We start from the raw sequence: 15040 nt of genomic DNA, 5'->3' as shown, positions 1-15040 counted from the left end.
TACAAATTACAGAACTTTCACTTTATATATATTAAACCATACTAAAAGAGGTAAAAAAAGAAAAACTACCTATATTAAGGTAGTTTTTCTTAAAAAGTCTGAAATTTGTAAAATTTTATGAATCCAAATGAATTCTATAACATCTTTAACTCAGCTGTTAACTTATGAAACGCTTCCTTATCTTGCTTATCCAGCGCTTCATCAATTTGTTTCAAAAGACGTTCTCTTCTAAAAGAAAATACACTTTCTTCTAAAAATCTTTCTGCAAGTAAACGATCTTTTTCATTTACTTCAATATGCTTTGGTAAATACGGGTTTTCTTCTAATACAGCTACATAATTGGCATTTTGAAACGATGATTTAAAATTGAGTTGAATATAAATATCTTCATCTCGATTTAAACGAATATCATGAAACGATTTTTCAGCATCTGTTGTCATAACATTTTGTTTAAAAAAGTGAAATGGTGTGTCCTTCACACAATTCGCGGACATCACTAAACCACGCGGACAATATTTTGCATGCTCTACGAAGTGGACTTTATGCATCAATTGGTCATGACTCATTAAATAATTCAAAATCCATACGCATTCACGCTGTTTCAGTTGGTAATTATTCAAAAACCATTTTACAAAATCCTTCTTCTCGTTTACAGAAACAGGGGTATTCATAGCAATTAAGTCCCTCCTCTGTCTTTCTCTTTTCTTTTTAGATTCAAGAAGCGGCATTCAGTTTCCTTCCAACTTATGAAAAATCCTCTAAATTATATAACAATTCTTCAATATGAATTTGTGTCGGGTCTAGTTGTATTAACTGAGTAAATACTTCTTTCGCCTCTTTTCGCATACCTTCTTCCAATAAGAAATAACCGTACTCTTCCAAGAAGTCTGGATGATTCTTAAAAGAAGTATATGCACTTTCATAGTGTTTTAATGCATCCGAATACATTTCTAATTGTTTTTTTGCAAACGCAAGATCCCAAAGTAGTTGTGTATCTGGTTCTCCGCTATCAATCGCACGCTCTACAACTGCAATTAACTCTTCATACTTTTCTTGTTCTTTTAAGATATACGCATATTTTAATATCGCACCTAAATGTCCTGGATCTAACTCAAGCGCTTTTTGAAGCACTTCCTCTGCTTCCGCTATTTTTCCTAATTTCGCCGCAATGTTCGCTAATTCTACATAAAATGGTACAGAAAGCTCATCTACTTTAATTCCTTCTTGAAGTGTTTCATAGCTTTCTTGAAGCATTCCTTCTTTTTCATAGCTTTTCGCCAAATACATGTAAAGCGATGCATACTCCGGATCTAATTCTTTTAGTTCTTGCCAAGCACCAATTGCTCTTTGGTATTCTTCACCTTGGTATAATGTGAAGGCATATCCAAATAATGAGTGGATATCTTTTTGTTCCTCTAAACCTGCTTCGTAGTAAGAGATCGCTTCTTCCCAATTCCCAATCGCACTTAACGTTTCTGCGAGGCGAAGTGCAATGACAACTCCACCCATTACTTTATGTTCCGCTAATAGCGACTCATAATGAGTGATTGCCTTTTGTTCTTCACCTTTACTACTATATAACTCTGCTAATCCAAACGTAATAACAGGTTCGTCAGGCATCATTTCTTTCGCCTTTAATAGTTTTTGTTCTGCTACATCATCGAAACCTTGCATTTGGAATAAATCTGCAACAAGTAATAACGATTGGACATATAAATCATCATTTTCTGGAATATCATGAAGCACTTCAATTGCTTCATCTTCTTTGTCTAGATCAATATATAATTCTGCTAAAAATACAGTGAATTCACTTTCTTCCGGATACAATAAACGCAAGTCTTCTGTAATCGCTAACGCTTCATCCGTAAATCCAAGTGTATGATAGTAACGAGCAATATCATATTTCTCTTCATCATTCGCAACTTTTAATTGCTCTTTTAATAATTGTAATCCTTTTTCCGCTTCACCATTTTCAATATATGAAACAGCTTGTTCAAACTTTTGCATAAACGTCTCCTTTAATTCTAAAAAATATTCTTTTCTGTTCATTTACCCCCGATTGGTGCGGACTAATAATCAGTGAGAGAATGAGCATCCCCTCACTGATTAAAGTGTCACTTTATCATAAGCAACTATGTGTACGAACGCAACCTTTAGAATGAGCATACTTCTTCTTGTACTTTCACTGATAACATTCGAATATGACACCGATACCGCATTACTACTTTCTATTGTACCGTTTTCTTTCATTACCGTGCAAATAACTTCCCTTATTAATTATTAACACACACGGATCAAGCTTTACAGGCCTTCTCCACTTCGATCTTTATTTAAATAAAAAGACTCCTATATAGGAGCCTTCACACACTCTTAAGAGTATGTTTCTTCTTTCTTTACTTGCTCGTTTACAAGCTCTTTCAATAATTCTATAATTTCATCATTTTCTTCTTTCAAACCTACAGTAATACGAATACCATCATGTATACCAAATGCAGCACCAGAACGAACAATATAGCCTTTTTTCATTAATCGTTCGAAAGCTTCATTACCAGGAACACCGAGCTTTAAGAAAATGAAATTTGTTTGAGATGGATAATAGAATACGTTATATTCCTTACAAAATGCGTAATATTGATTTAATCCTTCTTCATTCTTTTTCACACATTCTTGTAAAAACGTTTGATCTTCTAATGCAGCGAGTGCTACAGATTGCGCTACAGTCGATGTATTAAATGGTAACCTTGCTACTTCTAGTTGCCCAATTAACTTCTCATTACCAACCGCATATCCGATACGGAAAGCAGCTAAACCATATGCTTTTGAAAACGTGCGTAAAACCATAAGATTTTCATACTTTTCAAGAAGTGGTAATGTTTGCGGATAGTCTTCTGCTCCGGCATATTCATAGTATGCTTCGTCCATAATAACGAGCGCTGACTTAGGAATTGATTCTAAAAATGAAAGTAATTTTTGTTTCTCTACATATGTACCTGTCGGATTATTTGGGTTACAAATCCATACAATCTTCGTTTTATCATCTACTTGCTGTAACATCGCATCTAAATCGTGAATGCCATCTTTTAGTGGTACTTCACGAACTTCTGCTCCTTCAATAACAGCATGGTGATGGTATTGCGAGAATGTTGGATTCGCCATTACAACATTTGTTCCTTCGTGTAGTAATGCACGGCTAATCATTTGAATGACTTCATCTAATCCACTACCAAATAACAGTTGTTCTGCTTTGACACCTAACTGCTCTGCTACTTTTGTCCGAAGTTCAAATGCATATCCATCTGGATAAAGAGCGTATTGACTCGCTAAAGAAGTTAATGCTTCTGTTACGCGTGCTGAGCAACCGAATGGATTTTCGTTCGATGCTAATTTCACAATTTTTGATAATCCATATTCCCTTTTTACTTCTTCAATATTTTTCCCAGGTACATATGCTCTCAAAGTTAACAATTGCTCTTTCACTCTCATTTTTCTTCCCCCAGTCATTTTATTCAATTACAATACGGTTATAATCCCTTACTATAATCGTTTATCATTACCGTCACTATTACGAGAATACATCTAAACAAGCACTTCGCAACCTCTTAAGCCATATCCTTTTGAAATGCCTCTAACGCAAGATGAACAGTCTCATCTGGAATAGATACGACGTTCACTACCCCATATTCCTGCATTAGCACCATATGAATTGCTCCAGCATTCGCTTTCTTATCCTGTTTCATCAATTGAACGAGGCGTTCTACATTCAAATCACTTGGCATTTTTGGATAGCCGTACTTTAAGAACCACTGCTTCATCTCTTCATAAGAAAGATCAACTTTGTACACTTGCTCACTTAAAAACAAGGCAAATAACATTCCAACCGCTACTCCGTCACCGTGAGTAATATTTCCATATCCTAGTTCTTTTTCAAGAGCATGGCCTAACGTATGTCCAAAGTTCAAATGGGCACGTACACCTTTTTCTGTTTCATCTTGTGATACAATATTTGCCTTTACAGGAATTGCCTTCGTTAATATATGGATTAACTTCTCATCACGAAGATCCGCTAATGTTTGCACTTCTTCTTTTAGCCAATGATACAGCTTTACATCACCAATAAGAGCATGTTTTATCACTTCTGCATAACCTGAACGCCACTCTTTTTCAGGAAGTGACTGTAAAAACGGCGTATGATATACAACTGCTTCCGGTTGATGGAATGCACCGATCATATTTTTACCTAACAGATGATTGATCGCTACTTTCCCACCTACAGCGCTATCGTGAGCTAATAAAGTCGTTGGAACTTGAACGAAGCGAATTCCACGCATAAACGACGCAGCAACAAAACCAGCTAAATCTCCAATCATCCCGCCTCCAAGTGCGATAATTAAAGAATTTCTATCTAATTTATTTTCAAGAGCTGACGTATGAGCCGCATAGAAATTTTCAAAAGACTTCTCTTTTTCACCACTCGGTACGACAAATGAAAATACGTTTTGCTCTATTTGCAATGCATCTACAACTGTCTGTAAATGGAAAGATGCAACAGCTTCATCTGAAATGATCATGATATTTGATACAGATGGCTGCATGTTTTGAATGATTGTTGTCAAATGTGACAACGATTCTTTTCCTACATGTACATCATATTCTTTTGATTTCGTTTGAATATGTATGTTTCCCATTAAAATCCCCTCGCATATTCATTATGTTTCTCAATATTTTCACGAATAAGGTCCATACGATCTAATCCGAATTGTTCTATTAAAGCTGTCGCTAATTCCCAAGCCACAACCGCTTCTGCAACGACACTAGCTGCTGGCACAGCACAACTATCTGAACGTTCAATGCTCGCTGTAAAAGGCTCTTTCGTTTCAATATCTACACTTTGAAGAGGTTTATATAGTGTAGGTATCGGTTTCATCACACCTCGCACCACAATTGGCATTCCAGTCGTCATACCGCCTTCTAATCCACCTGCATTATTTGTTCTTCGTGTATATCCATGTTCCTCGTTCCACAGAATTTCATCATGAACTTCACTTCCCGGTCTATGTGCTGCTTCAAAACCAATTCCAATCTCGACGCCTTTAAAAGCATTAATGCTCATAATTGCGGCTGCTAATTTTGCATCCAGTTTTCGGTCATAATGCACATAGCTACCGATCCCAATTGGCATTCCTTCCACAATCACTTCAACGATTCCACCGATTGAATCACCATTTGCTTTCGCATCATCAATTGCTTTCATCATTTGGTTACCTGATTCTTCATCTAAGCAACGTACAGGTGATGCTTCTGTAATACTTTTTAATTCTTCAATTGAACTATACGTAATTTCCTGAGCCTCAACACCGCCAATTTCAATTACATGGCCAGCCACTGTAATACCAAGTTCTGCTAACACTTTTTTAGCAACCGAACCAGCAGCTACACGCACTGTCGTTTCGCGTGCTGAAGAACGCTCAAGTACATTTCTCATATCTCTATGACCATATTTAATCGCACCATTTAAATCAGCATGTCCAGGTCTTGGTTTTGTTACTTTCCTTTTCATTTCTTTTTCTTCTTGTTCCGTTAAAGGCTCTGCGCCCATAATTTTTGTCCAATGTGCAAAATCACGATTTTCAACAACAAGTGCAATTGGAGAACCTAATGTCTCTCCATGTCTAACACCACTTACAATTTGCGCTTGATCTGTTTCGATTTGCATGCGTCTACCACGCCCATACCCCTTTTGCCTTCTAGCTAACTCTTCATTTATATCATCCGCTACTAAAGGCAGTCCTGCCGGAACACCTTCTATAATCGTTGTAAGTTGTGGACCATGAGATTCACCAGCTGTAATATATCGCATACGTTATTCCTCTTTTCGTATATGTATTTATCCCGCTATATTAAGCAATGATATTATCTTTCCTTACTCTAAAAATATGAAAGAAATTATATATTTGATCAGCCATTCGCTTATTCTCCGATAGGCCTTTTACTTTACATATCAATATATCATAACAGCTCTAACTTCGTAACTAATTGAAATAAAAAAAGTGCAAGAAGAATACCCCTATTCTCCTTGCACTTTCTACTATTATCACAGTGATTAAAGCGTTTACAAATTATTTCAAAATAATTAGTAAATCCATTCATTCATTAATTTTGAGTAGTCAACTAATTCTTCTTCCTTAAAGAAAATAGCAATCTCGCGCTCTGCACTTTCTAACGAATCAGAACCATGGATAATGTTTTTCGCAACAGTTACACCGAAATCTCCACGAATTGTTCCAGGAGCTGCTTCATGTGGTCTTGTTTTACCCATCATGTTACGAGCTGTATCTACTACACCTTCACCTTGCCATACCATTGCGAATACAGGTCCAGATGTAATAAAGTCAACTAATTCACCAAAGAAAGGTTTTTCTGTGTGCTCAGCATAGTGTTGTCCAGCAATTTCCGGAGTGACTTGCATTAATTTTGCACCAACTAATTGAAAGCCTTTCTTCTCAAAACGAGCTACGATTTCCCCAATGAAGGCACGTTGTACACCGTCTGGTTTTACCATTAGAAATGTTTTTTCCATAAAAAATCTCTCCACTTCTGAATTATGTATGTAATTGTATATCCCCACACACATATTAACACCCTTATCACAATTGTGCAATAGTTTTGAAATAGAGAGATTATTTTATTTTTTAGAAAAAACACTAAAATTTTCGTTTTCCAATATACTTTGCTACATTTTGTAATGCATACTTCGCTTGTCCACGTGGGAGTGGTTTTATAATTTCTAATGCTTTATGTAAATAACGTTCACTAAACGCAAATGCTTGATCAATAGCGGTACTATTCTTTACAGCCTCAATAATTTCTTTCATTTCGTCCGCTGTTGTATTTTCATGTACAGATATGATTTTCTTACGAAGCACTGGATCTTCCATAGCGTATAGGGCAGGAAGCGTAATATTCCCTTGTAGTAAATCTCCGCCAGCAGGTTTTCCAAGCTTCTCTTCTGTGGAAACGAAGTCTAAAATATCATCAATAATTTGATACGACATTCCTACAAAATACCCATACCAAAATAGTCGATTTACCGTATCACGATTAGCACCAGCAGCAATCGCTCCTAGTTGACAACTCGCAGCAATTAATAATGCTGTTTTTCGCTTTATTCTTCTTAAATACGTTCGTAAATTTTGGTCATAATTGTATTTATCTTTAATTTGTTCAATTTCACCTTTACACACTTCTAAAATGGTATGCGATAGCGCCTGATGCGCCTCTGGAATTTCAATATTTGTAATACATTCAAGAGACTTAGCGAACAAATAGTCCCCTGTATACATTGCAATACGATCTCCCCATTTCGCATTCACAGTTGCACTACCACGTCGTAAAAATGCAGCATCAATAACATCATCGTGAACAAGAGAAGCCATATGAATAAGTTCTAACGCAACAGCTACATGCTTAATTGCATCTAACTTATAATCTCCAAATTTTCCCGCAAGCAACACAAATACAGGACGAATTCGCTTCCCACCAGCTTCAATAAGTTGTAATGCCGCCTCTTCTACCAATGGCTGTTCAGAAGCAACTGTCTTTTTTAATTCTTTTTCTATCACATTAATATCCGATCGTAAAAAAGAGTACATAAGTTGTAACTTCATATTGTTCACCTTAACCTAAAACTTCTTTTTTCTTTTTTTCTATTTTGATTCTGGTTTCATACCTAAATGCATCGCTGCTACCCCAAAAGTAAACGGCTTCACTTGTACATGTTCAAGTCCAGCTTTTTCAAACATATGAGCCAACTCTTTCATACCTGGGAATGTACTAGCAGATTCTTGCAGCCATGAATATTCTTTAAAACTTTTCGCAAATAACTTTCCAAATAACGGCATGATATATTTAAAGTATAAAATATACCCTTGTCGAAAACCAATCATTGTTGGTTGAGATGTTTCTAAACAAATTACTTTTCCACCTGGTTTTACTACACGTGTCATTTCTTTTAATACGTGCATATAATCCGGTACGTTACGTAAACCAAATCCAATCGTTACATAATCAAATGTGTTATCTTCAAATGGAAGCTCCATTGCATTCCCGTGTAAAAGTTCTACTTGTTTTAATTGTAACGCCTCTACCTTTTGCTTACCGACAGATAACATATTTTCACTGAAGTCTAAACCAACAACCTTGCCCTGTTCACCTACCGCCCCAGCTAGCGCAATTGTCCAGTCCGCTGTCCCGCAGCATACATCAAGAGCTTTGCTACCTGGTTTTACATCCATAATGCGCATCGTCTCTTTACGCCACGCTTTATGTCTTTGAAAACTAATGACAGAATTCATCACATCGTATTTATCAGAGATTTTCTCAAATACATCATGTACTCTTTCTTCTTTTGATTGTTGCATGCTCGTACCTTCTTCCAATGTAAAATTGCTTATGTCTTCGATTTATCTCTTAACACAGAGTTTATTTCGCTTATATCTGTGTGGTTTTCCAAATATTGATTTTCTTTCTTTCTGAGTTCCATCATCCATCCATGAATAACTGTTTCTACCTCCGCTTTATCCTTCATAATCCCTTGAACTGCTTGAAAAACAGGTGAATGTTGTTTATCAGCGTGCAGTTCACATTCTTTTTGAAGACGGTTTTTTCCTAGTACATACGTTATAAATGGTTTCCAATGCGATACATGAAAATGATCACATGTTTTTTGCAAGAGTGCAGACTCAATCGTTACTACACTTTCCATTATGTCATCCATCGTTTCATGCGCTTTTTGATATAACATTATTTTGTGTTCATTAATTTCTTTAATTCCTTCAGCAAGCGCGCGAATTAAAACAATATCACGATTCATAGACAATAAGTAATAATATAACCCACTATAGTAATCACCAGCAAGTACTGTTAACTGGCGACGTTTATGCGATTCAACCGCTTCTTCCCCTGCTTTATTTGATACTCTTTCATGTGTATCAAGCGCAATTTGCACAAGCATAATCGTTACTACATAATGCTCAATTTGTTCTATATGTAAATTTCCACTTTTTAAAGCACCATATAACAATGCTATTTTTTCTTCATCAATAAATGGTTCTTCAATATAGTTTATAAAATAAGGATGGCGTAATTTCTCCATCAATTTCTCTCTTATACCCGCATACCCTCCGTAGATGTCACACACAAAAATCACCCTTGTTTTCTAATTCATAAAATTTATTATAACACATACATTCTATTTTCTATAACCAAAACTTGACTACTCTTTCCAAACTTCCACCGAACTAAATAACATCTTCCATTCTTTTTAGTAGTCTTTCTATTCTCACTCTGCCTTGCTAAAACTATATCATTTATTTACATAAAAAAAAAAGAAAAGCAGTTTCCTACTTTTCTTTACTTTGTTTTAATAAAAGATAAAATTTCACTACGTGCCGCTGCATCATTTTCTAACACACCACGTACTGCTGTTGTTACAGTTTTCGCGCCCGGCTTTTTCACACCACGCATCGTCATGCACATATGTTCCGCTTCTACTACTACCATTACACCATGCGGCTCTAGTACTTCCATAATAGAGTTCGCTACTGTTGATGTAATACGTTCTTGCAGTTGTGGACGACGTGCAATTGTATCTACAGTTCGAGCTAATTTACTTAACCCTGTCACTTTTCCGCCTTGCGGAATATATGCAACGTGAGCAACTCCATAGAATGGAACTAAATGATGCTCACACATCGAATAAAACGGTATATCTTTTACTAATACAAGCTCCTCGTGATCTTCTCCGAACACTTTATGCAAATGTTCTTTCGGATCTTCATGCATACCCGCGAACACTTCTGCGTACATTTTTGCCACACGCTTTGGTGTATCAAGTACTCCCTCACGATTTGGGTCATCTCCGATTGCCTCTAAAATAAGGCGTACTGCATGTTCAATTTGTTCTAAATTAACTTTTGCCATCCGCTAGCCCTCCCGAAAACCTAAAAGTGATACGAACACATTCTAGCATATTTATGTTTTTAAAAGCAAAAAGAAGAGTTCCCAAAAAGGAAACTCTTCTTCCCTGTTAATATGTAAGGATTATTTAACCGCATCTTTTAACGCTTTACCAGGTTTGAATGCAGGTACTTTACTTGCAGCGATTTCAATCTCCTCACCTGTTTGTGGGTTACGACCTTTACGAGCCGCACGCTCACGAACTTCGAAGTTACCGAATCCGATCAGTTGTACTTTATCACCTTGTTTTAAAGCTTCTAAGATAGAATCAAAAACAGCGTCTACTGCTTTTGTTGCGTCCTTTTTAGAAAGGGAACTTGCTTCTGCAACAGCATTGATTAAATCTGTCTTGTTCATGCCATTCACCTCCTCCCAAAGATAAGACTGTATAATGATCATAAAATGAGTCTTACTTTCATTTGTAGGCAATTTTTACAAATTCTATACTACAAAGATGTAGATAAATCATTATCAACGCCTATATTATACGATTCTCCTTTATAATTCAATATTTTTAAGGAAATTGTTACTCTTAAAATGTGAAAATCTGATGAAACTTGACAATTTACAACAATATATTAGATAATGACTGTTTATTTCTCTATTCTATACGCGAAAATCAAAAAAATCCCTCTACGATGAGAGGGATTTTTTCTTATAATATAATCGCAATTAATCCGCCAGATCCTTCATTAATAATTCTTTCTAGCGTTTCTTTTAATTTATATCTCGCATTTTCTGGCATTAAAGATAGTTTCGCTTGAATGCCTTCTCGAACAATAGAGCTAAGTGAACGTCCGAATATATCAGAATTCCAAATTGATAATGGGTCATCTTCAAAATCCTGCATTAAATAACGAACTAATTCTTCACTTTGCTTTTCAGTACCAATGATCGGCTCAAACGTTGACTCCACATCTACTTTAATCATATGAATAGACGGAGCTACAGCTTTTAATTTTACACCAAACCTTGAACCGTGACGAATAATTTCCGGCTCATCCAAGCTCATGTCAGCTAACGCAGGCGCTGCTACACCATATCCTGTTTGCTTTACCATACGCAGAGCATCCGCCACTTGATCGTATTCTACTTTCGCATGAGATAAATCGAGCATAAGCTTCAATAAATGATCTTTCCCTCGAATTTCTACTCCTACTACTTCTTTTAAAATTTGATCATATAATTCATCTGGTGCATATAAATCAATCTCTGCTACACCTTGCCCCATATCAATGCCAGCTAGGCTCGCTCGATCAATAAATTCATACTGACTAAACTGCCAAACGACACGGTCCACATCACGAAGACGTTTTATATCCTTCACAGTCTCTTGAACAGCTTCTTGATAACTTTGGCGTAACCAATGTCCTTCATTTAACACCATCACCCAGCTCGGAAGGTTAACATTCACTTCTAAAACAGGGAACTCAAATAAAGCTTCTCGAAGCACATTGTACACATCTGTTTCCCTTAAACTCTCTACACTCATCGCAATGACTGGGATATCATATTCTTCAGATAAACTTTGGCGCAATTGCTCTGTATCTGGATGATACGGCTGTACAGTGTTGATGATCATAATGAAAGGTTTTCCGACTTCTTTTAACTCATTTACTACGCGTTCTTCTGCCTCTATATAATCTCTTCTTGGAATTTCACCAATCGTTCCATCTGTTGTAATTACAACACCAATTGTGGAATGTTCTTGAATTACTTTACGTGTTCCGATTTCTGCAGCTTCATGGAATGGAATAGGTTCTTCATACCAAGGAGTATTAATCATGCGTGGGCCATTCTCATCTTCATAGCCTTTTGCTCCTGGAACCGTATATCCAACGCAATCTACCAATCGAATATTCACTTCAAGACCTTCATCTACTTCGATAGAAACCGCTTGGTTTGGAACAAACTTCGGTTCCGTCGTCATGATTGTACGACCAGCAGCACTTTGAGGCAGTTCATCCTGCGCCCTTTGACGGTCAGACTCATTCTCAATATTAGGAATAACTACAAGTTCCATAAATTTTTTAATGAATGTTGATTTCCCTGTTCGAACAGCTCCTACAACTCCAAAATAAATATCACCGCCTGTGCGTTCCGCAATATCTTTAAAAATATCTACCTTTTCCAAGTGATTCCCTCCCTCAATATTTTTGGGAATAATTCCACATTTATAGTCAACTAATACCTTCTCTAACGTTGCCTATAATATCTGATATAATATAATGGTATTCTAGAAGTTCGGACAATATATCATATAATTTTGTCCAATTTCATATGACTATTAAAAAATACCTTTTGTTTGCATCGCAAGTTGTGTAACATAAAAAACCTTTCTTCTAGAACTTATTCACTAAAAGAAAGGTTCATGACTTATGATTTTAAAAAAATTGGTTCTCCATTCTTTACCGTATACGGTAAAGAATACGCAGGTACAAATGGAGAATCTTTCGAAAGTATATTCCGAATATCTTCCCCCTCCTTAAATTGCCCTTCATTTTTTTTCAACGCTTCATATAAATCGATTCGATAATCAACATAAATTTCTCCCTTTTCATTGATTACAAAAGGAAGCCCTTTACCAGAATACGGACTTGTCACTTGCGGTACATCTTTATATCCTAGTTTTTTGAAATCTAATTCATACACACCATCTGAAATTACCTTTTTAAAAGGTGGATATTGATGTTCATCTCGATACATCCTAAGCTTTAATGATAATTCCTGGATTTGTTCAGCCATCCTAACATCAATTAACTTTACTGTCGGGTTTGTTTCAACGTCTATTAATACGTATTGGTATACTCCTCCACTTTCATACGCATTTCCTGGCGCTTCTTGTATGTAGCGCGGAGCAATCTTTTGAAAATCAATTGGATACTTTTGATAAATAGGCGTACTCATATCCCGCGTCTTAATTGGCAATATACCCTCATTTTGCTCCTTAAATGTCACTATAGCTTTTTGAACAACCTGTATCTGATCTTCATAAGGAACGGCATTTTGTTTCATATTTTCTTTCGGATACAGACATCCTGTTAAAAGGCTCATACAACAAAATATTAAAATAATATGGACTTTTTTCACTAGCAATCACCTTTTCATACTAATATAACTTGCTCCGTATGTAGCATTTTCGAGACCATTCCCTTTACTGCTGTACAGGTCCACTAAATACAACAAGAAAAATAACAATTCCTGACACAATCATAAGGGTGTACGCTACTAACGCTGTAATCCCTTTCAAAAATTTATTCTTTATTTTGTATCTACTTAGTAAAATAAAACTTACTGCAAAAAACATAAATCCAATTGCTCCTAAAGCAAACCACATTTTTATGAGCCCTTCTGACATATACACACCCCTTTTTATCAATCTATTTTTATACTATTTTAACAAATTAAAATCTTTAAACAAATACAAAAAGAACATTTTACTACAAATTACGAATATATAACTTTAATCAACAGGTTTTTTCGCATCTTCCACTAATCTAGATAAAAATAAAACCGAAGCGAGTATATCTCTCGCTTCGGTTGACCAAATATGCCCAAAACAGCTCTATTCCCATACTTTCATGGCTATCATATGCAATCTACAAACTCTTTGTTTCTTATATTTTATTTTTTAAACATTTTGCTTAACGAGCCAAAATCAGCGGGCATATTATTGTTAATGATCGCTTTTACAATTTGATCCTCTTGTTCTTTCGGCACTTCACGTCCTGCCATAAGAGCCACTTGATGAATCAATTGACGAAGCACAGTCTCATCACGTAAATTCGCATTCTGTACAGATGATGCTAATTTAAAAATATCTTCTTTATTCACTTTCGCTTCTTTTTCAATGTTATTAAAAATGTTATTATCCATTCTTTTCACCCTCTCCTCAAGTTACTCTTCATCCTATGCAAAATTAAAAAAATGGTGAAAAGACCCATAAAAATAAAAAGCGACAGAAGTACAAATGTACTTCTGTCGCTTTTCTTTAAAGTAAGTCAGGTATAGCTTCCACTTCATGTTTTCGAACACGTCCCATTAATGAGCCTACTGCATCTTTCACATTATTCCCATTGAACAGCACGTCATATAAAGCAGCTGTAATCGGCATTTCAACTTCCATTTTCTCTGCTAATTCGTGAGCAGCTTTCGTTGTTCTTACACCTTCTACAACCATACCCATGCTTTCTAACACCTCTTCTAAAGAGTGTCCTTTTCCAAGCATATTTCCAGCGCGCCAATTTCGGCTATGAACACTTGTACAAGTTACAATTAAGTCTCCCATACCAGTTAGACCAGCAAACGTTAATGGATTTCCGCCCATTTTTCTTCCTAAACGAGCAATCTCCGTTAAACCACGTGTCATTAATGCCGCTTTCGCATTATCACCTAATCCAAGTCCATCAGTTATCCCAGCAGCTAATGCGATAATATTTTTTAACGCACCACCAAGCTCAACCCCAACAATATCCGGATTTGTGTATACACGGAAGTAACTATTCATAAACAAATCTTGTACTTCCTCAGCAGCTTCCATACGCTTTGCTGCAGACGTAACCGTCGTCTCTTGACGTAAACCGACTTCTTCAGCATGACTCGGTCCAGACAGTACAACAACGTCTTTAATCAAGCCCTCTGGAATTTCTTCCTCAATCACTTCTGAAATACGTTTTGACGTACCAGGTTCAATCCCTTTACTTGCATGAATCCAAGTAGTCGGACCCGCTACATATTTCTTCATATCTTGTAATACCTCTCTATACGCTTTCGTTGGTACTACAAGAAGTACTACATTTACATCTACTAATGCTTCTTCTAAAGAAGAGTAGGCTGCGATTGTGCTTGGCAATGTAATTCCTGGAAGGTATCGACTATTCTCATGTTTTGTATTAATCTCATCCATAAGTTCAGAACGATTTCCCCAAATACGTACATCATGTCCATTGTCAGCTAATACCATCGCTAACGCTGTTCCCCAGCTACCTGCTCCAACTACTGTGATTTTTGTCATAAAATCACATCC

General features: G+C 36.3%; 16 protein-coding genes. All 16 read right to left on the bottom strand.

Going from position 1 to position 15040, the window contains the following annotated elements; translation table 11 throughout:
* Window positions 1–134: 134 nt before the first annotated feature.
* Window positions 135–671, bottom strand: a complete 537-nt coding sequence (locus tag NHG49_RS07745; protein WP_001095922.1) for a ReoY family proteolytic degradation factor — start codon at window positions 669–671, stop codon at window positions 135–137.
* A 73-nt stretch (window positions 672–744) separates the two neighbouring features.
* Complete coding sequence (locus tag NHG49_RS07740; RefSeq protein WP_064476614.1) at window positions 745–2007, bottom strand: tetratricopeptide repeat protein; 1263 nt, start codon at window positions 2005–2007, stop codon at window positions 745–747.
* Between the two features lie 363 nt (window positions 2008–2370).
* Window positions 2371–3483 (bottom strand): histidinol-phosphate transaminase, encoded by a 1113-nt coding sequence (hisC, locus tag NHG49_RS07735; RefSeq protein ID WP_258125654.1) that lies wholly within the window; start codon window positions 3481–3483, stop codon window positions 2371–2373.
* 116 nt (window positions 3484–3599) lie between these two features.
* Window positions 3600–4685 carry a 3-dehydroquinate synthase gene (gene aroB / locus NHG49_RS07730; protein WP_064476616.1) on the bottom strand — a complete coding sequence of 362 codons (1086 nt, stop codon included), beginning with the start codon at window positions 4683–4685 and terminating at the stop codon, window positions 3600–3602.
* Window positions 4685–5857, bottom strand: a complete 1173-nt coding sequence (aroC, locus tag NHG49_RS07725; RefSeq protein WP_064476617.1) for a chorismate synthase — start codon at window positions 5855–5857, stop codon at window positions 4685–4687. The genes aroB and aroC overlap by 1 nt, the downstream gene beginning before the upstream one ends.
* A gap of 273 nt (window positions 5858–6130) precedes the next feature.
* Window positions 6131–6577 (bottom strand): nucleoside-diphosphate kinase, encoded by a 447-nt coding sequence (ndk, locus tag NHG49_RS07720; protein WP_000415885.1) that lies wholly within the window; start codon window positions 6575–6577, stop codon window positions 6131–6133.
* Window positions 6578–6701: 124 nt separating this feature from the next.
* Entirely contained in the window at window positions 6702–7664 is a 963-nt protein-coding gene (gene hepT / locus NHG49_RS07715) for a heptaprenyl diphosphate synthase component II (protein WP_064476618.1), read from the bottom strand.
* A gap of 39 nt (window positions 7665–7703) precedes the next feature.
* On the bottom strand, window positions 7704–8417 hold the full coding sequence (gene menG / locus NHG49_RS07710; protein WP_001187666.1) for a 2-heptaprenyl-1,4-naphthoquinone methyltransferase: 714 nt from the start codon (window positions 8415–8417) through the stop codon (window positions 7704–7706).
* A 29-nt stretch (window positions 8418–8446) separates the two neighbouring features.
* Window positions 8447–9196: a heptaprenyl diphosphate synthase component 1 gene (locus NHG49_RS07705; protein ID WP_258125650.1), complete on the bottom strand. Its 750-nt coding sequence runs from the start codon at window positions 9194–9196 to the stop codon at window positions 8447–8449.
* Window positions 9197–9408: 212 nt separating this feature from the next.
* Window positions 9409–9978 carry a GTP cyclohydrolase I FolE gene (folE, locus tag NHG49_RS07700; protein WP_001151478.1) on the bottom strand — a complete coding sequence of 190 codons (570 nt, stop codon included), beginning with the start codon at window positions 9976–9978 and terminating at the stop codon, window positions 9409–9411.
* A gap of 120 nt (window positions 9979–10098) precedes the next feature.
* The gene (locus NHG49_RS07695) at window positions 10099–10371 is read right to left on the bottom strand and encodes an HU family DNA-binding protein (protein WP_001043860.1); all 273 of its coding nucleotides are present in this window, start codon (window positions 10369–10371) and stop codon (window positions 10099–10101) included.
* A gap of 298 nt (window positions 10372–10669) precedes the next feature.
* A complete protein-coding gene (gene spoIVA / locus NHG49_RS07690) occupies window positions 10670–12148 on the bottom strand; it encodes a stage IV sporulation protein A (protein WP_000416522.1) in 1479 nt (492 codons plus the stop codon).
* A 242-nt stretch (window positions 12149–12390) separates the two neighbouring features.
* Window positions 12391–13104, bottom strand: a complete 714-nt coding sequence (locus NHG49_RS07685) for a hypothetical protein (RefSeq protein ID WP_064476619.1) — start codon at window positions 13102–13104, stop codon at window positions 12391–12393.
* Between the two features lie 64 nt (window positions 13105–13168).
* Window positions 13169–13372 carry a DUF2768 domain-containing protein gene (locus NHG49_RS07680; RefSeq protein ID WP_001288995.1) on the bottom strand — a complete coding sequence of 68 codons (204 nt, stop codon included), beginning with the start codon at window positions 13370–13372 and terminating at the stop codon, window positions 13169–13171.
* A gap of 266 nt (window positions 13373–13638) precedes the next feature.
* Entirely contained in the window at window positions 13639–13890 is a 252-nt protein-coding gene (locus NHG49_RS07675; RefSeq protein ID WP_000369753.1) for a stage VI sporulation protein F, read from the bottom strand.
* A 115-nt stretch (window positions 13891–14005) separates the two neighbouring features.
* Entirely contained in the window at window positions 14006–15028 is a 1023-nt protein-coding gene (locus NHG49_RS07670; RefSeq protein WP_000161770.1) for an NAD(P)H-dependent glycerol-3-phosphate dehydrogenase, read from the bottom strand.
* Window positions 15029–15040 lie beyond the last annotated feature (12 nt).

The organism is Bacillus sp. IBL03825 (genome assembly GCF_024712505.1).
Lineage (GTDB): Bacteria > Bacillota > Bacilli > Bacillales > Bacillaceae_G > Bacillus_A > Bacillus_A wiedmannii.
This window is presented reverse-complemented; position numbering and strand designations above follow the sequence as displayed.

What these genes read in the sequence shown, in the direction of transcription:
- menG (WP_001187666.1), bottom strand. Translation starts at nt 8,417, where the DNA reads ATGCAACAATCAAAAGAAGAAAGAGTACATGATGTATTTGAGAAAATC.
- NHG49_RS07740 (WP_064476614.1), bottom strand. Translation starts at nt 2,007, where the DNA reads ATGCAAAAGTTTGAACAAGCTGTTTCATATATTGAAAATGGTGAAGCG.
- folE (WP_001151478.1), bottom strand. Translation starts at nt 9,978, where the DNA reads ATGGCAAAAGTTAATTTAGAACAAATTGAACATGCAGTACGCCTTATT.
- NHG49_RS07675 (WP_000369753.1), bottom strand. Translation starts at nt 13,890, where the DNA reads ATGGATAATAACATTTTTAATAACATTGAAAAAGAAGCGAAAGTGAAT.
- NHG49_RS07680 (WP_001288995.1), bottom strand. Translation starts at nt 13,372, where the DNA reads ATGTCAGAAGGGCTCATAAAAATGTGGTTTGCTTTAGGAGCAATTGGA.
- hepT (WP_064476618.1), bottom strand. Translation starts at nt 7,664, where the DNA reads ATGAAGTTACAACTTATGTACTCTTTTTTACGATCGGATATTAATGTG.
- hisC (WP_258125654.1), bottom strand. Translation starts at nt 3,483, where the DNA reads ATGAGAGTGAAAGAGCAATTGTTAACTTTGAGAGCATATGTACCTGGG.
- aroC (WP_064476617.1), bottom strand. Translation starts at nt 5,857, where the DNA reads ATGCGATATATTACAGCTGGTGAATCTCATGGTCCACAACTTACAACG.
- ndk (WP_000415885.1), bottom strand. Translation starts at nt 6,577, where the DNA reads ATGGAAAAAACATTTCTAATGGTAAAACCAGACGGTGTACAACGTGCC.
- NHG49_RS07670 (WP_000161770.1), bottom strand. Translation starts at nt 15,028, where the DNA reads ATGACAAAAATCACAGTAGTTGGAGCAGGTAGCTGGGGAACAGCGTTA.
- aroB (WP_064476616.1), bottom strand. Translation starts at nt 4,685, where the DNA reads ATGGGAAACATACATATTCAAACGAAATCAAAAGAATATGATGTACAT.
- NHG49_RS07745 (WP_001095922.1), bottom strand. Translation starts at nt 671, where the DNA reads ATGAATACCCCTGTTTCTGTAAACGAGAAGAAGGATTTTGTAAAATGG.
- NHG49_RS07695 (WP_001043860.1), bottom strand. Translation starts at nt 10,371, where the DNA reads ATGAACAAGACAGATTTAATCAATGCTGTTGCAGAAGCAAGTTCCCTT.